Consider the following 19,172-nt stretch of genomic DNA (forward strand, 5'->3'; position numbering starts at 1 on the left):
CCTACTGGGCGGGTGCAGGTTGTGCAGCCGGCGCGGCAGGTGCCGTCGCCGGAGCCGCAGGTGTCGCCGGCTTCGCGTCCGTCCCGTCCGGATTGCGGAAGAAGCGGAAGAACTCCGAGTTCGGCGACAGCACCATCGTCGTCCCGGAGTTGTCCAGCGCCGTGCCATAGGCATTCATCGACCGGTAGAAGTCGAAGAACGCCGGATCGCGTTTGTAGGCGTCGGCAAAGGTCGCGCTGCGCTGGGCTTCACCTTCACCACGCAGGATTTCCGATTCCTTGCGCGCTTCGGCGACGATTTCCACCACTTCGCGGTCGGCGCGGGCGGTGATGCGCTGCGCGGCCTCCTTGCCGCGTGCTCTCAGCCGTTCGGCCTCGGCCAAACGTTCGGCCTTCATGCGGTCGAAGGTCTGCTGCGAAACCTCAGCCGTCAGATCGGTTCGGCGGATGCGCACATCCTCGATCTGCAGGCCGAGCGAGGTAGCGTCGGGCCGCAGCTGATCGCGCACTTCACGCATCATCACGGCCCGCTCTTCCGAGAGCGCCGCCTCGAAGTCGCGCAGACCGTAGACGCGGCGCAGCGCCGCATCGAGACGCGTCCTCAGTCGTGCTTCGGCCAGTGTGATCTGACCGGACACGGCTGAGCGGAACACCCGCGGATCCGAGATGCGGTACGCGATGAAAGCGTCGACCTCGTAGAACTTGCCGCCCGAAACCTGGACGCGGATGTTATCGAGATCGAAGCGCAGCACCCTGTTTTCGATCAACTGCACGCTGTCGGCGTCGAAGAAGGCGAAAGGCGCCTTGAAATAGATGCCGGGTTCATTCTTGACGTCGACGATCTCGCCGAACCGCAGCACGAGCGCCTGCTGGCGCGCGTTGACCACGAAGACCGAGGAGTAGAGCAGGAACAGAAGCACGGCCGCGATGACCGCGATGATGGGAAGACGATTGGCCATCACTGGGCTCCTCCCGTGGTCGCAGGCGCCGGCGCCTTCGGCTGCAGTGCCGGCAGCGGCAGATAGGGAACGACCCCTTGCCCATTGCCCTGTTCGACGATGACCTTGTTGGAATCCTTCAGCACCTTCTCCATCGTTTCCAGATAAAGCCGCCGGCGCGTCACGTCGGGCGCCTTGGCGTATTCGTCATAGACCGAGATGAAGCGCTGCGCCTCACCTTCGGCTTCCTGGACGACACGGTTCTTGTAGGCTGCCGCGTCCTCGCGGATCTGCGCCGCGGCGCCACGCGCCTGGCCGAGCTTCTGGTTGGAATACTGGTTGGCCTGCTCGACGAACTTGTCTTCGTCCTGCTCGGCGCGCTGCACTTCGTCGAACGCGTCGGCCACTTCACGAGGCGGCGCCGCGTCCTCGATCGAAACCGCGTTGACGTTCAGGCCGGCCTTGTAGCCGTCAAGCGTCGTCTGGATGATTTCACGCACCGACGCCGCAATGCCCTGGCGATCGTCCCGGAAGATGTCCTGGGCCGGTCGCCGGCCGACCGCTTCGCGCATGGCGCTCTCTGCGACCTGCTGCAGCATGCCTTCTGGGTCCGAGACGTCGAACAGATAGGCCCGGGGATCGGAGACCTGGTAGGCCACCGAAAACTGGACGTTGACGATATTCTGGTCGCCGGTAAGCATCAGCCCCGACGAGTTGCCGCTCGTCGCGCCGCCACCACCGATATCGACGAGTTGTTCGGCGATGTTGGCCGTCTCGACGGTTTCGACGGGCCACCAATGGAAATGCAGACCTGGCTGCGACAGCTCCGCCTTCGGCTTGCCGAAGCGCAGCTCGACCGCAACCTCGTCCGGCTGCACGGTGTAGACCGCCTTGAACGCCCACAGCACGATCAGAGCCGCTGCGATCAGCGCAAAGACGGCCGGGCTGGGGCCGCCGCCACCGGGCAGCGCGCGCCGCAGCCGGTCCTGGCCGCGGCGGATGATGTCTTCGAGATCGGGAGGTGACCCCGGCGGGCCGCTAGGCCCCTTCGGTCCCTGCCCCCAGGGTCCCTGATTGTTGCCGCCGCCGCCCCATGGGCCGCCGCCGCCGCTCTTGTCGTTCCAGGGCATGAATGTCCTTTCGCTTGGGATTCCCTCAGCGCCGACGTTGCGGCGCAAAATCCAGTTGTTCTTCTATAGGGACGCAGCGATGCGCTTTCAACGCGATCCGCTGCCGAGCATGTCCGTTTTGGACGTTCGCGACCCTTTTATCGTCTCAATGCACGCCGCGGCGTCGCTCGTAAACCGAATAGCGCGTCGCATGGCTGTCCTTTTCACCGGCCGGAACGTCCTGAGCGCTGACAAGGCGCCACAAATCCGGATCGATGTCGGGAAAATGCGCGTCGCCATCGACCGCCGCCAGCACATGGGTGACGTGCAGCCGGTCTGCCAGCGGCAGCGCCTGCGCATAGATCTCGCCGCCGCCGATGATGCAGATTTCGTCGACGCCGGCCATGCAACGCCCGCGCACCGTGGCCAGCTGGATCGCTGCCTCCAGCGAGTGCGCCACCTCTATGCCCTCGGCGCGCCAGGCCTTGTCGCGGGTCACCACGATGTTCAATCGGCCCGGCAGCGGCCGGCCGATGCCTTCATAAGTCTTGCGGCCCATGATGACGGGCTTGCCCATCGTATCGGCCTTGAAGCGCTTGAGATCGGTGGACAGCCGCCACGGTAAGCCGCCGTCGCGCCCGATGACGCCGTTCTGCGCAATGGCGACATAGATCGCGACGTCCATCAGTTGGCTCCCCCGGTGCCGTCATCCGACGGCTCCAAAAGCAATATGTCGATGTTGTGCTCGGGATAGAGATCCTGCGCCGCCGTCTCGAAGGTCGTCGGCCCGACTTTCTTGACATTGTCGCCGCAAAACGAGATCAGCGCTTTCGGATTGCCCTTGTCGACGGTTAGCTTGAACTTGCCGATGCTGCCATTGGCCCAGTTGCCGCCGGTGGTCAGGATATAGGCTATGCGGTTCTCGTAAAAATGCGGATAACCGTCGGCCTTGGCGGCCTGCCGCACCGCATTCTCGAAGCTGTCGTCCATGCAGTAGCGGGTCTTGTAGGTCGTGTACTGGCTGCCCTCGGTGAACTTGCCGTCATAGAAGAAACTCACCGATGACGTGCCGCCGACGCTCGGTTTGTAGCGGTGCGAGACGTGGACATCCTTGTTGGCCGGAAATATCGCGCGCCACCAATAGGTCGAGCGCAACTGCCACCACGGCGTATAGACCTTGTTCGCCTCGGTACCGTCGCTGCCCGTATCCTCGATGATGATGCCGCGGTTTTCCCAATCCTCGGAGACCGTTTTCGGCAGCTTCGCCAGGGCCGCCTTGGCCGCATCGCCGAACGGATTGAACGGCACGTTCTGCGCCTTCAGATCGGCGCCGATATCGATGCCGACAGCGAACACTTTCTGCTCGAGCTGCGGCTTTGCCGGCGCTCCGTCGATCGTCACCTCGAAGCCAAGGAAATTGTCGCTCTGGTTTTCCGGGATGGCCGGCATTTCCTCCGGATTGCCGTCGATGTCCGGCAGCGGAAAAGCGACGATGGCATTTACATCCTTGTCGGTGTTGTTGTGGAAGACGTAGTCGACCGTGATCTTTTCCGGCGAGATATAGAGGTCCTCGCTTTGCATCGACACCGCGTCGCTACGCGACAGGATCAGGCCACCTGTGCCGAGTTCGGCGGTCGTATCATTGGCCAGCGCGGGCACGGCTAAAAGCGCCAGCGCTACGGACAGAACATATTGCAACATCGAAGCCCCTCGCCAAAAATGCCGCGACCCTAGCCGTTTCAATGTGGCGTTTCAAAGCCTTCCGTCTCCCAGCAGGACGCCACAGTGTCTGGACACGCCAATCGGCGGTCTGGACTAACAGGTTTCGATCGGGCAGGAGTTCGCGTGATGCGCAAGCTTCTCGTCATCGGCATCGGCGCCGGCAATCCCGACCATATGACCGTGCAGGCCATATCAGGCCTAAACCGGGCGGACGTCCTGTTTATCCCCGACAAGGGGGCGAAGAAGAACGACCTTGCCGAATTGCGCCGCCATATCTGCGACCGTTTCGTCAGCAATCCGAAATCGCGCCGCGTCGAGTTCGACGTGCCGGTGCGCGCCGAGCCGGCGCCTTCCTATCGCTCAACCGTCGATGACTGGCACGAGGCCATCGCCCAGATCTATGAGAGCCTGGTCCGCGACGAACTTGCCGAGGACGGCTGCGGCGCCTTCCTGATCTGGGGCGACCCCTCGCTCTATGACAGCGCGCTGCGCATCCTCGCGCGCGTACGACTGAGGGGCAATGTCGCATTCGAACTGGAGGTCATTCCCGGCATCACCGCCGTCCAGGCGCTAGCCGCCGGCCACAAGATGGCGCTGAACCGCATCGGCGACCCCGTGCAGATCACCACCGGCCGCCGCCTCGCCGAACAAGGCATGCCGCACAATGCCGGCAGCGCCGTGGTCATGCTCGACGGCAAATGCGCCTTCAACACGCTGGCAGACAAGGATCTGATCATCCATTGGGGCGCCTATCTCGGCACACCGGACGAGATCATCGTTTCCGGTCGCCTGGGTGATGTCGGCGAGGAGATTGAGAGGACGAGAGAAGAAGCCCGGAAAAGAAAGGGCTGGATCATGGACACCTATCTGCTGCGTAAAGCAGGAGAGCCCGAGGAATAGCGCGCTCAAAGGTCGAGTTCCTTCGCGCCCCCCTCTGTCCTGCCGGACATCTCCCCCTCTAGTGGGGAGATTGGCCGTCACGGAGGATTTCGCCAATCGCCTAACAGATTAGCGCCCGTCTACGGGCTAGCTGATCTCCCCCCTTGCGGGGGAGATGTCCGGCAGGACAGAGGGGGGTGTGACGGATCGCAAGCTTCAACCCTCACCCAGCATCGATCTCCGCCTGCAAGGCGTCCATATGCGTGGCCGCCGCTGCCGCCGCAGCGCGCTCGATAGCGCGAAAACGGCTGACAACTGCAAGGCCAACTGAGGTCAGCTGTGCGCCGCCACCCTTTTTGCCGCCGGTCTGCGCCGCGACCAGTGGCTTGCCGAACACACGGTTCATATCTTCCACCAGATCCCAGGCGTGCTTGTAGGACATCTCCATGCCGCGTGCCGCAGCCGAGATCGAGCCGAAAGTGGCGATCTGCTCCAGCAATTCGATCTTGCCCGGACCTATGCGCCCGTCCGGATCGAGATTTATCCGCAGGCTCAGCGACGGCATCTCTTGTCCTCCACAGTCACACTTGCCCCTCTCGACCCATAGCGCTATTCCAAAACGATATAGCGGTTATCAGCCATCCGCTTCGGCCGGCAGCCCGGCGCCGGTGTTGGCACGGTCGAAACTGACCGTCTTGATCACCGCGAAGACCTTGCCGCCGAGTTGAAGGTTCAGTACCTGCCTGGATTGTTCGGTAATGCGCGCAAGCACGGTTGCGCCATTGCAGTCGATGCCGATTTCGACCGTCGGCCCCTCGCCCGAGCCGATTGCGACGATGGCGCCCGGCAGGATGTTGAGCGCACTGAGACCTTTCGGCTGTTCGGTGGCGATCATCACGTCGCGGGCGCGGATTCGGATGCGCACAGGCGCGCCGACCGAGACCGCCAATTGCGGCACCCGGATTTCGCCCGCCGCCGAGCCGAGCACGGTCATCCCGAAGATCTCATCATGGCGCAGCACCTTGGTGTCGAGAACCGCGCCGCCCTCGCCGCGTTCCTCCGCCGGCAGCAATTCGAGCCGTTGCATGATCGCGCCGGTCGGGCCTGAGGCAGCGACCTTGCCTTGCGCCATCACCACCACGTCGCTGGCCAGCCGCGCCACCTCGGCGACGGAGTGGCTGACATATACGATGGGCAGCTTGGTCTCGTCGCGCAGCCGCTCGATATAGGGCAGGATCTCGGCTTTGCGCGCATCGTCGAGCGAGGCCAGCGGCTCGTCCATCAACAGCAGTTTCGGGCTGGCAAGCAGCGCCCGGCCGATCGCCACGCGCTGCTTCTCGCCGCCCGAGAGCTTTGCCGGTCGCCGGTCGAGCAGAGGACCGATGCCGAGCAGTTCGACGACCGCGTCGATATCCGCATAGCGCTCCGCCGGTGGCGTGAACCAGCGGCCATAGCGCAGATTGCCGGCCACGCTCATATGCGGAAACAGCCGCGCGTCCTGGAACACCATGCCGATCCGGCGCTTGTGCTTCGGCACGAAAATGCCGGCATCGGTGTCGACCAGCACACAGCCGTCGACCGCGATACGGCCCTTGGTCGGCCGGATCAGGCCGGCGATCACGTTGATCAGCGTCGTCTTGCCGGAGCCCGATGGCCCGAACAGCGCCGTCAGCCGCCCGGCGCTTTCGAAACGCGCGTCGACGGCGAAACCGCCGAGCCGATGGCTGATGTCCACCAGCACGCTCATTCGATGTCCATCCGCCGGCCGACGCGCCGCGCCAGCACTTCCGAGGCGACCAATGCGGCCATCGAGATGACGATGGAGATCAGCGTCAGCCTGAGCGCCCCGTCATCGCCGCCAGGCACCTGCGTGAAGGTGTAGATCGCCGAAGGCAGCGTCTGCGTCTCGTTGGGAATGTTGGAGACGAAGGTGATGGTGGCGCCGAACTCGCCCATCGCCTTGGCGAAGGACAGGATCGAGCCGGCGATCAGCCCGGGCAGGATCAGCGGCAGCGTGATGGTGGCGAAGACCCAAATCGGGTTGGCGCCGAGCGTTCCCGCCGCTGCCTCCATTTTGCGGTCGACCGCCTCGATCGACAGCCGGATCGCCCGCACCATCAGGGGAAAGCCCATGATACCGCAGGCCAGTGCGGCGCCGGTCCAGCGAAACGAGAAGACGATGCCGAAATGCTCGGCCAGGAACGCTCCCGCCGGCCCGCGCCGGCCGAAGGTAAGCAGCAAGAGATAACCTGTCACCACCGGCGGCAGGATCAACGGCAGGTGAACCACGCCGTTGAGCAGCGTCTTGCCCCAGAATTTTCCGCGGGCCAGCAAAAGCGCCATCAAGATGCCCGGCGGCAGGCTGAACAGCATCGCCACCGTCGCCACCTTGATCGACAGCCGGACCGCATTCCATTCGTCGGGAGTGAGGTCCAGCAGCCAGTTCATGCGTCAGCCGCTACCTTAATTGCTCGGCGTGAGCACGGTGAAACCCTGATCCCTAAACAGCTCCACCGCCTTGGCGGACTGCAGGCACTTCAGGAAAGCCGGGGTATCCTTGTCCTTCGAATCGGTGGTCTGGGCAACCGGATAGATGATCGGCGGGTGCGAATCCTCCGGGAAGGTGCCGACCACCTTGACTCCCTTGTCGGCATGCGCGTCGGTGGCATAGACGATGCCGAGCGCGGCCTCGCCCGTTGAAACCAGCTTGAGCGCGGCGCGCACATTCTCGGCCTGCGCCACCTTGCCTTCGACCGACGACCAGACGCCGAGCGATTCAAGTGCCGCCTTGCCGTATTTGCCGGCCGGCACCGCCTTGACGTCGCCCATGGCAAGCCTGCCGTCGCCAACCAGCTTGGCCAGGTCGAAGCCTTTCTCGATCCTGGTCTCAACCTTGGAATCCTGTGGCGCCACCAGCACGATCTGGTTGCCGAGCAGTTTCACCTCGGTTTCCGGCTTGGTCAGTCTCTTGTCGGAGAGGTACTTCATCCAGTCGAGATCGGCCGAAATGAACACATCGGCGGGCGCCCCGCTTTCGATCTGCTTGGCCAGCGCCGAGCTCGCGGCGTAGGAGACGGTCGCCGCTTCTCCGACATCGGCTTCGCAGGCCTTGGTGACGGCGTCGAGCCCGTCCTTGAGGCTGGCTGCGGCAAACACGATCACCTTGTCTCTCGCGTGAGCCGCCGGCATCACGGCCATCAGAGCTACGGCAAAGCCGCCAATCGCGATTGCCCTCATACCAAAACCTTTGTGCCCCAACATGAAAACTCTCCCTGGGCTTGAAATCTGCTGGCTCGACTCCTGCCGACCGATATATCTGGATGAATATAACAAGGGAAGGCCGCCTCCTGCGAAAGCGTATGTTCGGCATCGATTGTTCTGGTTTGGACGTGCACCGAAACCCGGAAAGGAACTCCGATGAAGATCAGCGCCCGCAACATCCCTCAAGGGAACGATCGTCGAGATCGTCAAAGCACCTCGCCTGTCCGCGGTGATGTCGCCGGCTCCGTCGTCACGCTTCGATCACCAACGAGGCCGTTGCCGATCTCAAGCTCGAAAAAGGCAAGCAGCCTATGCCATCAAGGCAACCGACGTCATGGTCGACATCGATTGAGGGTCGGAATTGATTGACGGTGGACGGATCAGACCGCGATCGGCGCCTTGATCGACGCGTCGGCAAAATAGTTTTCCAGCCGGAAATCCTCGAAGCGGAAGGCGAACAGGTCCTTCACCTCCGGATTGATCCACAGCGTCGGCAGCGCCTTGGGTGTGCGCCGCAATTGCTCGCGCGCCTGCTCGAAATGGTTGGAATAGAGATGCGCATCGCCCAGCGTATGGACGAACTCGCCGGGCTTCAGCCCGGTCACCTGCGCCACCATCAGGGTCAGCAGCGCGTAGGAAGCGATGTTGAAGGGTACGCCGAGAAAAATGTCGGCCGAGCGCTGGTAGAGCTGGCAGGACAGCTTGCCGTCCGAGACGTAGAACTGGAACAGGCAGTGGCAGGGCGGCAGCGCCATCGCCTCCACTTCGGCCGGGTTCCACGCCGAAACGATCAGCCGGCGTGAATTCGGATTCCTGCGTATCTCCTTCAGAACATTGGCAATCTGGTCGATCGACCCGCCACGGCCATCCGGCCAAGAGCGCCACTGCTTGCCATAGACCGGGCCGAGATCGCCATTCTCGTCGGCCCATTCGTCCCAGATCGAAACGCCATGATCTCTAAGGTATTTGATGTTGGTGTCGCCGGCCAGGAACCACAGGAGTTCATGGATGATCGACTTCAGATGCAGCTTCTTGGTGGTGGTGACGGGAAAGCCGCGCGACAGGTCGAAGCGCATCTGGTACCCGAACACCCCACGCGTGCCGGTGCCCGTGCGGTCGCCACGGTCGGCGCCATTGTCCAGCACATGCTGCAAAAGGTCGAGATACTGGCGCATCGGCTTCGCCTCGATTCGGGGTTACCGCCATCATAACCGACTGGCCGCCGGCCGAACACAGCAAAAGGACCAGAACGCGGCTTGCCCATCACTCTTCAAGGGTTAGCGCTGCCCCTCACCTGCCTGCCGGCATCCTCTCCTCGTATAGGGACGGGGAGAGGGGCGCTGTCATCAGCGGTTTCGCCAATCACAAGCTTGTTCGAGAGAGAGAGCCAAGGCTGCGGTCAGCCCTTTCTCCCCGTCACTATACGGGGAGAAATGCCCGGCAGGGCAATAAGGGGCGGTGCTGACCTCCGGTGAGGAGCAAAATCAAACGCGCGCTCTGCCTATCGGCAATAATCTCTACAAAGAGCCGAGCTTCCCCAGATCCTTGGCGACCAGATAGTAGAAAGTCACGCGGCTCTTGGAGCTGTCGGCGGCCAACGCCTTGCAGGTCTTCTCGATCGCTGAGTCGGCTTTCGCCCCGTCGGTCACGCCGAGTTTCTTGGCAACCCAGTTGGTCTTGACGCGCTCCAATTCCTTGGGGTCGGTGCAGGATACCAGCGAGGAATCGCGGTTGCGCAACGCAATGCCCAGATGTTTCACAATCTTGGCAACCACATCGGCATTTGCGGCGGCGTCGTATTTCTTCACGTCTGCGAGATAATCGGCCATCAAATTTCCCCATGTCGGCGCCACGGGATCCGATCGATGAGGGCTGTGGCGCGCTGCCGCAACTTGTGCGCTCGGTCGATACTCCTCACCATCGCAAAGCTTCGGTTGAGACCGCGCGCGAGTCAACCCTCGGCGCCGCAGTTTGGTGCGGCCAAGAAGTGTCATTGCGGCCTTTCATTTTGTGCGCCCGCCCCCTATATTCGTTTTGTCGGCTTGACCGACTATGGCGATAAATGGGCGATGTAATAAGCCGTTCGGACCCGGGGGCGGTACCCGGCGCCTCCACCAAGAACCGCTCTGTGATCAGAGCGGCTGTTGCTGGGGGCGAAATAGGATCGACGAAGGTGTAAAGATCGTACTTTTGCCCGGCATGGTACCACCGTCATCGGGCTAAACCTGTAGTTGCAAATGACAACTATGCGGAAGCACGTCTCGCCGCGTAAGCGGTGCGATAGCTTCAAATCAAGCCCTAGAGGTTCGCACTTCTAGGCGGGGTTCGGAGGTACCTGGCAACAGAAACCTCCACTTCTCCCCTCCTCGATATCGTACGCTCAATGCCGGCTGCCGCTGGCCGGATTTCGCATGACGATGGGCCGCGAAGCCTACACCAAATTGAGCCATGAGCTGGTGCAATTTGCCGCTGGCGTCGGTCGAAGGCCGTGGTTCTGTGAACTGACCCCATAAAGTAGGACGGTTCATTGAGTTGGCAGGTTTAAGGGCTGGTTCCTGTATTGCACAGGGGCCAGCCCTTTCAGTTTCAGTTTGATGCGGCGGTGGTTGTAATAGTCGATGTAGTCCGTGATGGCGTCGTCCAGGCTTTGAACGGTGTCGAAGGTTCCGGGATGGAAGAGCTCGGATTTGAGGATGGCAAAGAAGCTCTCCATTGGGGCGTTGTCGAGGCAATTGCCTTTGCGTGACATGCTCTGTTGGAGGCCTCTGGCTTCCAGCCTGCGTTGGAATGCCGACATCTGATACTGCCATCCCTGATCGGAATGCAGGATCGGCCTTTCGTTCTCACCAAGCCGGGCGAGGGCTTTGGTCAGCATATTGTCCACCATTTTGAAGCGTGGCCGCCGCGCCGTCTCGAACGCGACGATCTCGCCATTGTAGAGATCCATGACCGGGGACAGATAGAGCTTGTCGCCGGCCAGGCTGAACTCCGTCACGTCGGTCACCCATTTGCGGTTGGCGCGGTCGGCGCCGAACTTGCGCTGCAACAGATCGGGAGCGGTCCGCCCAGCCTCACCCCTGTAGGAGCGATACTTCTTCGGCCTGACCAGCGACTTCAATCCCATCCCGGCCATCAGGCTCTGGACGGTCTTGTGGTTGACGCGCCGGCCCAACCGGTGCAGTTGCGCAGTCACCCGGCGATAGCCGTAGCGACCCTTGTGGCTGTCGAAGATGGCCTTGATCGCCGCCTTCAGCGCCGCATGGCGGTCCGAGCGCTTCGCTGCTTTCTGTCTGTAATAGAACGTGCTGCGCGCAAGCTTCGCCAGTTCGAGCAGCCCCTCAAGCGAATGCAACGGCCTTAACGCCTGGACGGCTTGCGCTTTTTGAGCGCATGTCCCTGCGTTAAGGCCTCCAGTTTTTTTAGGTAGTCGTTCTCCATCCGCAGATGCTTCAGCTCAGCCAGCAGTTCTTCGCGGCTTTTGGCCTCGTCACTGGCTGCAACAGGCACTGCGGGGGACGGCGGCTTTGACATGGGTCGTCCTCTGGGACGCGGGCCGAGCGCCTCTATCCCGCCCGCATGATAGCGCTTCTCCCAGCCCGTCAGGCAACTGGCATTGCGGATATTGAACAATGCAGCCGTCTGCCGATACGACAGACCTTCCTCCCACATTCGCTCAAGCACCGACAGCCTGAACGCCGCGTCGTAACGACCGTACTTACCAGATAGCCCGGCATCGCCATGCGCCTGGTACAACGCAACCCACTTGCGAACAGTGGCCGCATCAACGCCATGCATCGACGCCGCACTCGCGTAGCTCTCATCCCCGCCTAAATAGCTATCGACAACCGAGCGCTTGAAACTCTCGCCGTGTCTGGACATGCAAAACCCCCGAAGGTTGTGTCCAACTTTCGGGGGTCAGTTCATCTGGCCGGGGCCGGATTACCCCAGACGTGAAAAAGGCCGGGATGACCCGGCCTTTCCGGTCGATTGCGGTCAGCTTACTCGGCCGGCGCTTCAACGGCTTCGCGCGAGCGGCCAAGCGTCAGTTTGGCCAGCGTGAACGAGATCACCGCGCAGAGCGTGATGCCGGCCACCATGGGCAGCGGGGTGCCGTCGAAGAAGATGCCGGCGACGCCCATCGCCAGCGCACCGATGGCGAAGTGCAGGGTGCCCATCAGCGCCGAGGCCGTGCCGGCGATCTCGCCATGCTCTTCCATGGCCAGCACCGACGTCGTCGGGATGACCAGGCCGAGGAAGCCGTAGCCGACGAACAGCAGTGCCGCCATAACATCGAGCCGGTCGACGCCGGTCGCCATGACTGCGAACAGCACAACCATCGTCGTGGCATAGCCGGTTACCGCCACCCAGACGACGCGCTTCAGCCCGAAGCGCTCCGACAGCATCCCCGTCAGTTGCGACATGCCGATGAAGGCCACCGCATTGATCGAGAAGAACACGCTGTAGACGGAAGGCGACAGCCCGTAATGGTCGATCAGGATGTAGGACGAACTCGAGAGGTATACGAAGAAGCTGGCGATGCCGAAGCCGGCGATCGCCACCAGGCCGAGGAAATTGCGGTCACCCATGAGGAAGCGATAGCCGGCGAGTGCGGTTCCGAAGGACGAACCGACGCGTTCTTCCGCCGGCCGCGTCTCCTTCAGCGAGGTCGCCAGCAGAATGGTGGCCAGAAGGGCCGCGCCCGTCACCGTCCAGAACACGGCGCGCCAGCCAAAATTCTCGATGATCTGGCTGCCGGTCAGCGGCGCCAGGATCGGCGACACCGAAAACACCAGCATCAGCAGCGACATCAGCTTGGCGGCTTCGGTGCCGGTGTGCAGGTCGCGCACGATGGCGCGCGGCACCGCCATGCCGGCGCTGGCGCCCAGCCCCTGCAGGAAGCGGAAGGCGATCAGCCATTCGATGGTCGGGCTCATGGCCGAACCGATACCGCCGACCATGAACAGCGCAAGGCCGCCGTAAAGCGGCAGCTTGCGGCCGACCATGTCGGAGATCGGTCCGACGACGATCTGGCCGAAGCCCATCGACAGGAAGAAGATCAAAAGGCTCATCTGAACGGCGGCGGTGCCGGCATGCAGATCCTCGCCGATCGAAGGCAACGCCGGCAGATACATGTCGATGGCGAAGGGGCCGATAGCGGACAACAGGCCGAGCACGACCGCGATGCGGAGGAATTTGGGACTCATGATAAAGGCTTCTTTCAAGTCTGGTTGGCGCCGCCAACGCGACGACTAACCCTAGGACGTTCCATCCCGTTGAAATCCGACGGCTCAGAGCGAGATTATTCGTCTCTACGGAGCGAATTCACCATTTGTTGTGTCCACAAATTTAGACAGCCTTGTCTAATTCGTCAATCACCTCTATATAGATTTCTATGAAGCTTGCCGTTTCTCCTGACATTTTCCCGCCACGCGGCCACGAGGCCAAGCGTATGTCGATTATCGATGCGGCGGCTTCGGTCTTTTGCCGGGAAGGCTTTGCCGGCGCCAATATCGACCTGATCGCGGTGGAGGCCGGCGTGTCGCGCCAGACCATCTATAATCACCACCGCGACAAGGAAAAGCTCTTCATGGCTGTGGTGCGCGATCTGACGGAGCGCTGCAATGCCGGCATCTTCGCCACCTTCGCCTCTTTCCCAGACCAGCCGAAGGATCTGGAAGCCGACCTGATCGGCTTTGCCGTGCGCATGAATCAGAACTGCATCTGCAACCGCGACGGACGCTTCCTGCGCAAGCTGATCCAGACCGAAGGCGAGCGCTATCCCGAGCTCTTCGCCGAATGGCGCGACCAGGGGCCGGGCCGGACCTGGCCGGCACTTGCCGCCCGTTTTGCCCGCCTCGCCCATGCCGGCCATCTCGCGGTCGACGATCCCGATGTCGCCGCACGCCAGTTCCTGGCGCTAGCCAACGCCGAACTGCAGACCACCTTCATGCTCGGCGGCATGCCGTCGGAAGATGAAGTGCTGCAATCCGCGACCCACGGCGTGCGCACATTCCTGCGCGCCTTCGGCAAGCGCAGATCAGCGGCAGCGGTGGAAAAACAGCTGGCCAGCGCCTGAACGCCAAAGCAGGCGATCAAATCGTCCGTTACGGGCTTCGCTTCGGCGCATCAGCGATCTATATCCGGTTTACGCCGCGCTCAAGCTTGATTACAGCTATGCGGACGATTCAACGGAACCCGACCAGCACATGGCCGACGACCACATCCGCTACGACATTCTGGCCCAGGAGGCATTGCGCGGCGTCATGCGCAAGGTCCTGGCCGAAGTCGCGCGCACCGGCCTTCCCGGCAATCATCATTTCTTCATCACATTCCTGACCGGCGCGCCGGGCGTGCGGGTGTCCTCCAGGCTGCGCGAGCGCTATCCCGAACAGATGACCATCGTCATCCAGTTCCAGTATTGGGACCTCAAGGTGACCGATACCGGCTTCGAGGTCGGGCTGTCCTTCTCCGACGTGCCGGAGAAGCTGGAAATCCCGTTCTCGGCCGTACGCGGCTTCTACGACCCATCGGTCAATTTCGAACTCGAATTCGACGTTAAGACCGACGTCCCGGCGGAAGACGATGCAGCCGCCCAGCCGGCTGCCGAGCCTTTGGCTATCGTCTCCGAGAAAAAACCGAAGGCCGAGAAGAAGGCAGCTGCCACTGAGGCGGAGAAAAAGCCCGCCGTGGCCGATGCCGCCGCCGGCAAGGGCGCCGACGTCGTGTCGCTCGACGCCTTCCGCAAGAAGTAGTGGGACGGTCGGCGCGACATGGGCGAAATCGTCAACCTTCGCCAGGTCCGCAAGCAGAAGGCGCGCACCGAAAAGGAAAAGCTCGCCGGCGAGAACCGCGCTCTGCACGGCCGTTCCAAAGCCGAAAGAACTCGTGACCGTCTGACATCGGACAAGGCCGAAAAATTCGTCGCCGGCCACCGCCGCGAACGCCCGGAAGACCAGGGCGATTGATGGACCGCCTGCGGTGAGCCCGGTCGAAAAACGCTCCGTGACCATCCGCGGCCATCGCACCAGCTATTCCCTCGAAAAACCCTTTTATGACAATCTCGTCGCCATCGCCGCCGCGCGCAAGCTGACGCTTGCTGCCCTGGTCGCGGAGATCGATGAGACAAGACCGCGCGATGCGAACCTGTCCTCGGCGCTCAGGCTTCATGTGCTGGACTGGGCCAAGCGCGGCGCGGTCTGAATGGTTCTTAATTGCCCAGCGACTTCAGCAGATTGTCGACGGAGAACGGATTTGTCCTGGGCTTCGGCGGCGCCGGGGCCGAACCGTCACTGACACCGGGAAGTGAGCGGTCGACCTTCGGCGCCTGCTCCTGAGCCTTGCGCTCGGCCTCCAGCCTGGCTTTTTCCTGCGAAGCGATCCGAGCCTGTTCGGCCTTCTTCCGTTCGTTCTCGGCCTTGGCGGCGTCTTCGGCAGCCTGCTCTTCGGCCTGCGCTTTCGCGTCCGCATCCGCCTTGGCCTTGGCGTCAGCCTCTGCCTGCGCTTTCGCATCGGCATCGGCCTTTGCTTCGGCATCCGCCTTGGCCTTGGCATCCGCTTCAGCCTGTGCCTTCGCATCGGCCTCGGCTTTGAGCCGTGCCGCTTCCTCCTGCTTGCGCAATTCCTCGGCCGCGTTGTCGCGCTCGGTCTGCAGGGCGGCGTAGTAGCGCACCTCGCGCCGCAGCCGCTGCTTCTCGAGCAGTGCTGCCTGCATCGCCTCGACCCGCTGCTGCTCCTTTTCCAGCGCGCGCTGGGTCAAAAATTGCGCCAGCGGCTCGCTGTCGAACTGCTTCTTCAGCGCCCCGAACGGCCCATCGACGCTGAAATTGACCGTCGGATCGGAGCCGACCAGCGCCTCGACGCCAGGCTTGTAGGTGACCGCGCCCTTGGTGGCGACGGTACCGGTGTTGAGGTCGGCCGTGATGTCGGCAGACAGCGTCGCCGCCTGGTTTTCGAATTTGATCGGTGGTGCCCGCAACGTGCCGCCGGCGACCGTGAAGGCGATGTCGGCATCGCCGGCAGCAAAGCTGCCGTCGCCGGCAATCTGCGGCGCAAAGCCCGCGGTCTTGGCCACGTCGATGTCGCGCCCGATCGCTTCGGCCTTGGCAATCAACGCACCGAAGGCATCGGGATTGACGCCGGCAATGGTGAGGCCTTTCAGCGCCGCCGTGCCCGAGCCGGAGAGTGCGGCAATCATCGCGTCGACCGATTTGCCGCTGGTCGACAGCCCTGTCGAGAAGTCGCCGTTGCCACTCAATCCGGCAGCCGGCAGCACAGTCGCCAGGTCAGCGCCGGCAAGCCTCATCTGGCCGGAGAACAGGCCCGTGCCGTCTGTGTTCTTCAACTCGAACAATCCGGTGAGCGCGCCGCCGAGCAGTTTTGCCTTCAGGTCCGAAACGCGGATGCCTTCCTGGTCCAGTTTCAATGACAGCGACGCATCATAGGCTGTCGCCAGCGGTCCGGCGGCAAGCGTCGCCGTCGTCAGATCGAGATCGGCGCTGAACGGCAGGCTGGATTTCTGGCTGAATGGCGCCGTCGGCCAGTTCGCATTGCTGCTGAGGAACGACTGGTCACCGAACAGCGCAACCGCAATCGGGTCGAGGTCCAGTTCGTCGAGCGCCAGCGCACCGGCAAAATGCGGCAGCCCCTGCTTCGCATCGATGTTGACGTCGCCCGAAATCTCCGACTCGTTGATGGATCCGCTGAGGCCGCTCAACACCAGCAGGCCATTGCCGAAATCGGCATCCGCGCTGAGCGAGGTCGAGGTGCCCGTTCCCATACCCGGCAGGCCGGCGCCGGTGGTCATCAGCCACGGCTCTATATCGGAGGCGTCGAGGCCGATCTTGCCCTTGGCGGTGGCGCCTTGCGGTGTCTGAGCAACGGTGCCGTCGAACGTCGCCCTGAAGTCGTCGGCGGCGAAATTGAAGCTCGTCGCCAGGCCACCGCCAAACGTGCCTTTGGCCGAAATATCGGTGCTTGCCTGGCCGAGCATGCCGAGCGGCAGCGCCGGCAGGCCGTAGAGCGCCAGCAGCACGGTGGCGTCGGGATTTTTGGCGTTGAAGGTCAGCGTCACCGGCGCGTCGAGCAACTGGCCGACGGCACCCTTGCCCGACAGCGACGCCGAAAAGGCCGAACCGCCGGCCTTGCCTTGTCCGCTTACCGCCAGCCCGGTCGTGCCGTCGCCATTGTCGGCGGCGCTCGCCACCAGATCGACGCGCGCGTCCTGGAACAGTTCAGGATAGGCGGCCGTGCGGCCAGCCAGCCCCTTCAGCACCTGATTGTCGGGATAATGTTGCGCGGCAATGTCGATCAGCGGCTTCAGATCGACGGCGACCACCGAGGCATCGAGCTTGCCGGTCGGGCTTGCCGGAAAATCCTTGATCCGGCCGGTGGCGCTGATCGAGGCGCCGGCAAGGCCGCCAATCGACAGCCGGTCGATTTCGAGCAGCCCGTCGCGGAGCCGGAGCGCTGTGTCGACCGTGTCGGCGGTGAGCCCGCCGGCATTGACCGGCCCTGCCTTGATCTGAAAATCGAGGTCACGGTCGGAAAAGCGGTTGGCGCCCTTGTCGCTGACGAAGATCGAGGCGAAGGCCGTCAGCCCGTCGACATCGAGTTCGCCGCCCGCGAGCCGCATCAGCACCGAGGACTTGGCGTCGTCGGGCTGGTTGGAATCGATGCGGCCGGTGAACTTCGACTTGCCGAGGATCAGTTCGAGATCGCTGAACGCCTGGCGCTTCTCCGACAGGTCCACCTTGGCCTTGAAGCCGGCGGCCGGCAGCCGGCGGATCGCCTCGTCGACATCTTTCGACAACCAGGCAGCAAAGCCGGAAGGCTGCGCCACCGCCAGCAGCATGGAGCCGCTGAAACCGAAATGATCTTCGACGCTGAGCATGCCGCTGGCTTCCAGCGTCGTGCGCCCGGGCAAGGTCGCGGCCAGCGATTTCACCGACCAGCCGCCCTCGACCGGCTCGGCCGAGAGATGCACGTCGCGCACCGTGGTGTCGCCGGCCACCACCGCCGGCAGCTTGACCTCGACAGTGCCGGGGATGCTCGGCTTCGGCAGTTCGAGCAGCGCCTGCTCGATTCCGGCAATGCGCTGGTCCAGCGTCAGGCCGGCGCCCTTCTCAGCGCCCACCGCCTCGTCCAGTTGCACCTGCGCGCCATTGGCCTCGATGGCGAAGTTCGGCCTAAGGCCGAGATCGACCGAAGCCTTGCCGTCGGCTGTGTAGGGATTGTCGAGCGGCCCGGTCTCGAAGCGGAATTCGTCGACGCCAAGCTTCTGGTGGTCGAGCGAGAACTTGCCGTTCAGCCTGAACCCCGGATCGGGTTTGCCGGCTCTGATTTTGACGCTCTCGCCATCGCCGCCGCGCAGTTCGGCGCTGTTTTTGTCGTTGCCGGAAATCTTGAACTGGCCGGAATAGACGGCAGCCCCATTGACGATGCCGGCATTGCCGTCGGTTTCGATGACCAGTGGATAGGCATCGGGATCGACCTTGAGCCTCAGCCGCATCTGGCCGCTGCCTTCGGCCTTGCCGGTCGAAGCCGCAACCGTCGAACGCAGTCCGTCGAGCAGCAACGTTCCGTCCATGCGCCACGGCCCGGCCAGCGACTTGGCAGAGATGGTCGAATTGATCTCGGAAATCAGATGGCTGCGCCCGCCTGCGGCATGGCGGAGCGCAATTTCTCCCTCCGTCACCGTGAGCTTCTCGATCGAGATCTGGTTGAGATCGAAGGGCGAGGACGGCCGTATCGCCCAGTCGACCGTGCCGTTATCGGCGATGTCGATCGTCGCCTTCGGATGCACCAGCCGCATGTCGAAAATCAGCACTTCGCCACGCAGGAACGGCGCCAGTTCCGCGTCCATCGAAAAGGTCTCGACGGTCATTGCCGGCTGGCCGCCGGGGCCGCCGGCGACCGTGACGTTTGAGAAGGTCACCGAGGGGAACGGCAACAGCCGCGCCGTGGCGTCGCCTTGCACCGTCACCTTGCGGCCGAGAATGGCGCTCGCCTCGCGCTCGAATTGGGCGCGGTACCCGGTCCAATCGACAAAATACGGCACCACCAGCGCCGCTACCAGCACCAGCACAAACAAGCCACCGAAGATCACGAACAGGCGTGCGAGCATCAGCTCCGAACGGGTTGATTGAAAGTCAGCCGCACTCTACCCGCATCAGCGTGTCGATAAAGAGGCAATTCATCCAGAGTTGCTTGATCTCTGATGTATCTGGAAGAGCAGAGATTTTTGGACGCCTTTGACCGCGGTCCGG

General features: G+C 62.9%; 18 protein-coding genes and 1 other RNA gene. 6 read left to right on the forward strand and 13 right to left on the reverse strand.

The window, feature by feature from the left end:
- Position 1: 1 nt before the first annotated feature.
- The 4 genes from hflC to ACYG97_RS12790 form a co-directional block, all read right to left on the reverse strand.
- On the reverse strand, positions 2-958 hold the full coding sequence (gene hflC / locus ACYG97_RS12775) for a protease modulator HflC (protein WP_023733844.1): 957 nt from the start codon (positions 956-958) through the stop codon (positions 2-4).
- Positions 958-2,067: an FtsH protease activity modulator HflK gene (gene hflK, locus ACYG97_RS12780; protein ID WP_023733845.1), complete on the reverse strand. Its 1,110-nt coding sequence runs from the start codon at positions 2,065-2,067 to the stop codon at positions 958-960. Before hflK ends, hflC begins: the two co-directional genes overlap by 1 nt.
- Positions 2,068-2,212: 145 nt before the next feature.
- Positions 2,213-2,731, reverse strand: a complete 519-nt coding sequence (locus tag ACYG97_RS12785; protein ID WP_023667408.1) for a dihydrofolate reductase — start codon at positions 2,729-2,731, stop codon at positions 2,213-2,215.
- The gene (locus ACYG97_RS12790; protein ID WP_023733846.1) at positions 2,731-3,747 is read right to left on the reverse strand and encodes a DUF4424 domain-containing protein; all 1,017 of its coding nucleotides are present in this window, start codon (positions 3,745-3,747) and stop codon (positions 2,731-2,733) included. Before ACYG97_RS12790 ends, ACYG97_RS12785 begins: the two co-directional genes overlap by 1 nt.
- Before the next feature lie 147 nt (positions 3,748-3,894).
- On the opposite strand from ACYG97_RS12790, the gene cobF reads away from it, so the two are divergent.
- On the forward strand, positions 3,895-4,668 hold the full coding sequence (gene cobF, locus ACYG97_RS12795) for a precorrin-6A synthase (deacetylating) (RefSeq protein ID WP_023733847.1): 774 nt from the start codon (positions 3,895-3,897) through the stop codon (positions 4,666-4,668).
- Positions 4,669-4,870: 202 nt separating this feature from the next.
- Here the strand turns inward: cobF and ACYG97_RS12800 are convergent, their stop codons facing one another.
- From ACYG97_RS12800 to ACYG97_RS12825, 6 genes are all read right to left on the reverse strand, one after another.
- The gene (locus tag ACYG97_RS12800; RefSeq protein ID WP_023667411.1) at positions 4,871-5,212 is read right to left on the reverse strand and encodes a winged helix-turn-helix domain-containing protein; all 342 of its coding nucleotides are present in this window, start codon (positions 5,210-5,212) and stop codon (positions 4,871-4,873) included.
- A gap of 69 nt (positions 5,213-5,281) precedes the next feature.
- A complete protein-coding gene (gene modC, locus ACYG97_RS12805; RefSeq protein ID WP_023668327.1) occupies positions 5,282-6,394 on the reverse strand; it encodes a molybdenum ABC transporter ATP-binding protein in 1,113 nt (370 codons plus the stop codon).
- Positions 6,391-7,095 carry a molybdate ABC transporter permease subunit gene (gene modB / locus ACYG97_RS12810; protein ID WP_023667413.1) on the reverse strand — a complete coding sequence of 235 codons (705 nt, stop codon included), beginning with the start codon at positions 7,093-7,095 and terminating at the stop codon, positions 6,391-6,393. Before modB ends, modC begins: the two co-directional genes overlap by 4 nt.
- Before the next feature lie 15 nt (positions 7,096-7,110).
- The gene (gene modA / locus ACYG97_RS12815) at positions 7,111-7,905 is read right to left on the reverse strand and encodes a molybdate ABC transporter substrate-binding protein (protein WP_156937194.1); all 795 of its coding nucleotides are present in this window, start codon (positions 7,903-7,905) and stop codon (positions 7,111-7,113) included.
- 383 nt (positions 7,906-8,288) lie between these two features.
- Positions 8,289-9,083: a thymidylate synthase gene (locus ACYG97_RS12820; protein ID WP_023733849.1), complete on the reverse strand. Its 795-nt coding sequence runs from the start codon at positions 9,081-9,083 to the stop codon at positions 8,289-8,291.
- Positions 9,084-9,425: 342 nt separating this feature from the next.
- The gene (locus ACYG97_RS12825) at positions 9,426-9,737 is read right to left on the reverse strand and encodes a DUF2853 family protein (RefSeq protein WP_023668323.1); all 312 of its coding nucleotides are present in this window, start codon (positions 9,735-9,737) and stop codon (positions 9,426-9,428) included.
- 168 nt (positions 9,738-9,905) lie between these two features.
- On the opposite strand from ACYG97_RS12825, the gene ssrA reads away from it, so the two are divergent.
- Positions 9,906-10,264: a transfer-messenger RNA gene (gene ssrA / locus ACYG97_RS12830) on the forward strand.
- 168 nt (positions 10,265-10,432) lie between these two features.
- Here the strand turns inward: ssrA and ACYG97_RS12835 are convergent.
- Both ACYG97_RS12835 and ACYG97_RS12840 read right to left on the reverse strand, forming a co-directional pair.
- Positions 10,433-11,787, reverse strand: a protein-coding gene (locus ACYG97_RS12835; RefSeq protein WP_460221583.1) for an IS3 family transposase whose coding sequence is annotated in 2 segments (ribosomal slippage) — positions 10,433-11,308 and positions 11,311-11,787 — 1,353 coding nt in all. Because the reading frame shifts where the segments join, the coding sequence is not laid out codon by codon here.
- A 119-nt stretch (positions 11,788-11,906) separates the two neighbouring features.
- Positions 11,907-13,112: a multidrug effflux MFS transporter gene (locus ACYG97_RS12840; protein ID WP_023733053.1), complete on the reverse strand. Its 1,206-nt coding sequence runs from the start codon at positions 13,110-13,112 to the stop codon at positions 11,907-11,909.
- 188 nt (positions 13,113-13,300) lie between these two features.
- Between ACYG97_RS12840 and ACYG97_RS12845 the strand changes: the two genes are divergently transcribed.
- From ACYG97_RS12845 to ACYG97_RS12860, 4 genes are all read left to right on the forward strand, one after another.
- A complete protein-coding gene (locus ACYG97_RS12845; protein ID WP_023668320.1) occupies positions 13,301-13,984 on the forward strand; it encodes a TetR/AcrR family transcriptional regulator in 684 nt (227 codons plus the stop codon).
- 130 nt (positions 13,985-14,114) lie between these two features.
- Positions 14,115-14,660 carry an SspB family protein gene (locus ACYG97_RS12850; RefSeq protein WP_023667419.1) on the forward strand — a complete coding sequence of 182 codons (546 nt, stop codon included), beginning with the start codon at positions 14,115-14,117 and terminating at the stop codon, positions 14,658-14,660.
- A gap of 18 nt (positions 14,661-14,678) precedes the next feature.
- Positions 14,679-14,873, forward strand: coding sequence for a DUF4169 family protein (locus ACYG97_RS12855; RefSeq protein ID WP_023667420.1), 195 nt, complete (start codon positions 14,679-14,681; stop codon positions 14,871-14,873).
- A gap of 13 nt (positions 14,874-14,886) precedes the next feature.
- Entirely contained in the window at positions 14,887-15,108 is a 222-nt protein-coding gene (locus tag ACYG97_RS12860) for a ribbon-helix-helix domain-containing protein (RefSeq protein WP_023733054.1), read from the forward strand.
- 7 nt (positions 15,109-15,115) lie between these two features.
- Here ACYG97_RS12860 and ACYG97_RS12865 read toward each other — a convergent pair whose 3' ends face one another.
- Entirely contained in the window at positions 15,116-19,030 is a 3,915-nt protein-coding gene (locus tag ACYG97_RS12865) for an AsmA family protein (RefSeq protein ID WP_023733055.1), read from the reverse strand.
- Positions 19,031-19,172 lie beyond the last annotated feature (142 nt).

This window comes from Mesorhizobium sp. W067, from assembly GCF_054719525.1.

What these genes read in the sequence shown, in the direction of transcription:
- ACYG97_RS12820 (WP_023733849.1), bottom strand. Translation starts at nt 9,083, where the DNA reads ATGCGCCAGTATCTCGACCTTTTGCAGCATGTGCTGGACAATGGCGCC.
- ACYG97_RS12840 (WP_023733053.1), bottom strand. Translation starts at nt 13,112, where the DNA reads ATGAGTCCCAAATTCCTCCGCATCGCGGTCGTGCTCGGCCTGTTGTCC.
- ACYG97_RS12865 (WP_023733055.1), bottom strand. Translation starts at nt 19,030, where the DNA reads ATGCTCGCACGCCTGTTCGTGATCTTCGGTGGCTTGTTTGTGCTGGTG.
- ACYG97_RS12790 (WP_023733846.1), bottom strand. Translation starts at nt 3,747, where the DNA reads ATGTTGCAATATGTTCTGTCCGTAGCGCTGGCGCTTTTAGCCGTGCCC.
- ACYG97_RS12785 (WP_023667408.1), bottom strand. Translation starts at nt 2,731, where the DNA reads ATGGACGTCGCGATCTATGTCGCCATTGCGCAGAACGGCGTCATCGGG.
- modB (WP_023667413.1), bottom strand. Translation starts at nt 7,095, where the DNA reads ATGAACTGGCTGCTGGACCTCACTCCCGACGAATGGAATGCGGTCCGG.
- ACYG97_RS12825 (WP_023668323.1), bottom strand. Translation starts at nt 9,737, where the DNA reads ATGGCCGATTATCTCGCAGACGTGAAGAAATACGACGCCGCCGCAAAT.
- ACYG97_RS12800 (WP_023667411.1), bottom strand. Translation starts at nt 5,212, where the DNA reads ATGCCGTCGCTGAGCCTGCGGATAAATCTCGATCCGGACGGGCGCATA.
- ACYG97_RS12850 (WP_023667419.1), top strand. Translation starts at nt 14,115, where the DNA reads ATGGCCGACGACCACATCCGCTACGACATTCTGGCCCAGGAGGCATTG.
- hflK (WP_023733845.1), bottom strand. Translation starts at nt 2,067, where the DNA reads ATGCCCTGGAACGACAAGAGCGGCGGCGGCGGCCCATGGGGCGGCGGC.
- ACYG97_RS12845 (WP_023668320.1), top strand. Translation starts at nt 13,301, where the DNA reads ATGAAGCTTGCCGTTTCTCCTGACATTTTCCCGCCACGCGGCCACGAG.
- ACYG97_RS12855 (WP_023667420.1), top strand. Translation starts at nt 14,679, where the DNA reads ATGGGCGAAATCGTCAACCTTCGCCAGGTCCGCAAGCAGAAGGCGCGC.
- modC (WP_023668327.1), bottom strand. Translation starts at nt 6,394, where the DNA reads ATGAGCGTGCTGGTGGACATCAGCCATCGGCTCGGCGGTTTCGCCGTC.
- hflC (WP_023733844.1), bottom strand. Translation starts at nt 958, where the DNA reads ATGGCCAATCGTCTTCCCATCATCGCGGTCATCGCGGCCGTGCTTCTG.
- cobF (WP_023733847.1), top strand. Translation starts at nt 3,895, where the DNA reads ATGCGCAAGCTTCTCGTCATCGGCATCGGCGCCGGCAATCCCGACCAT.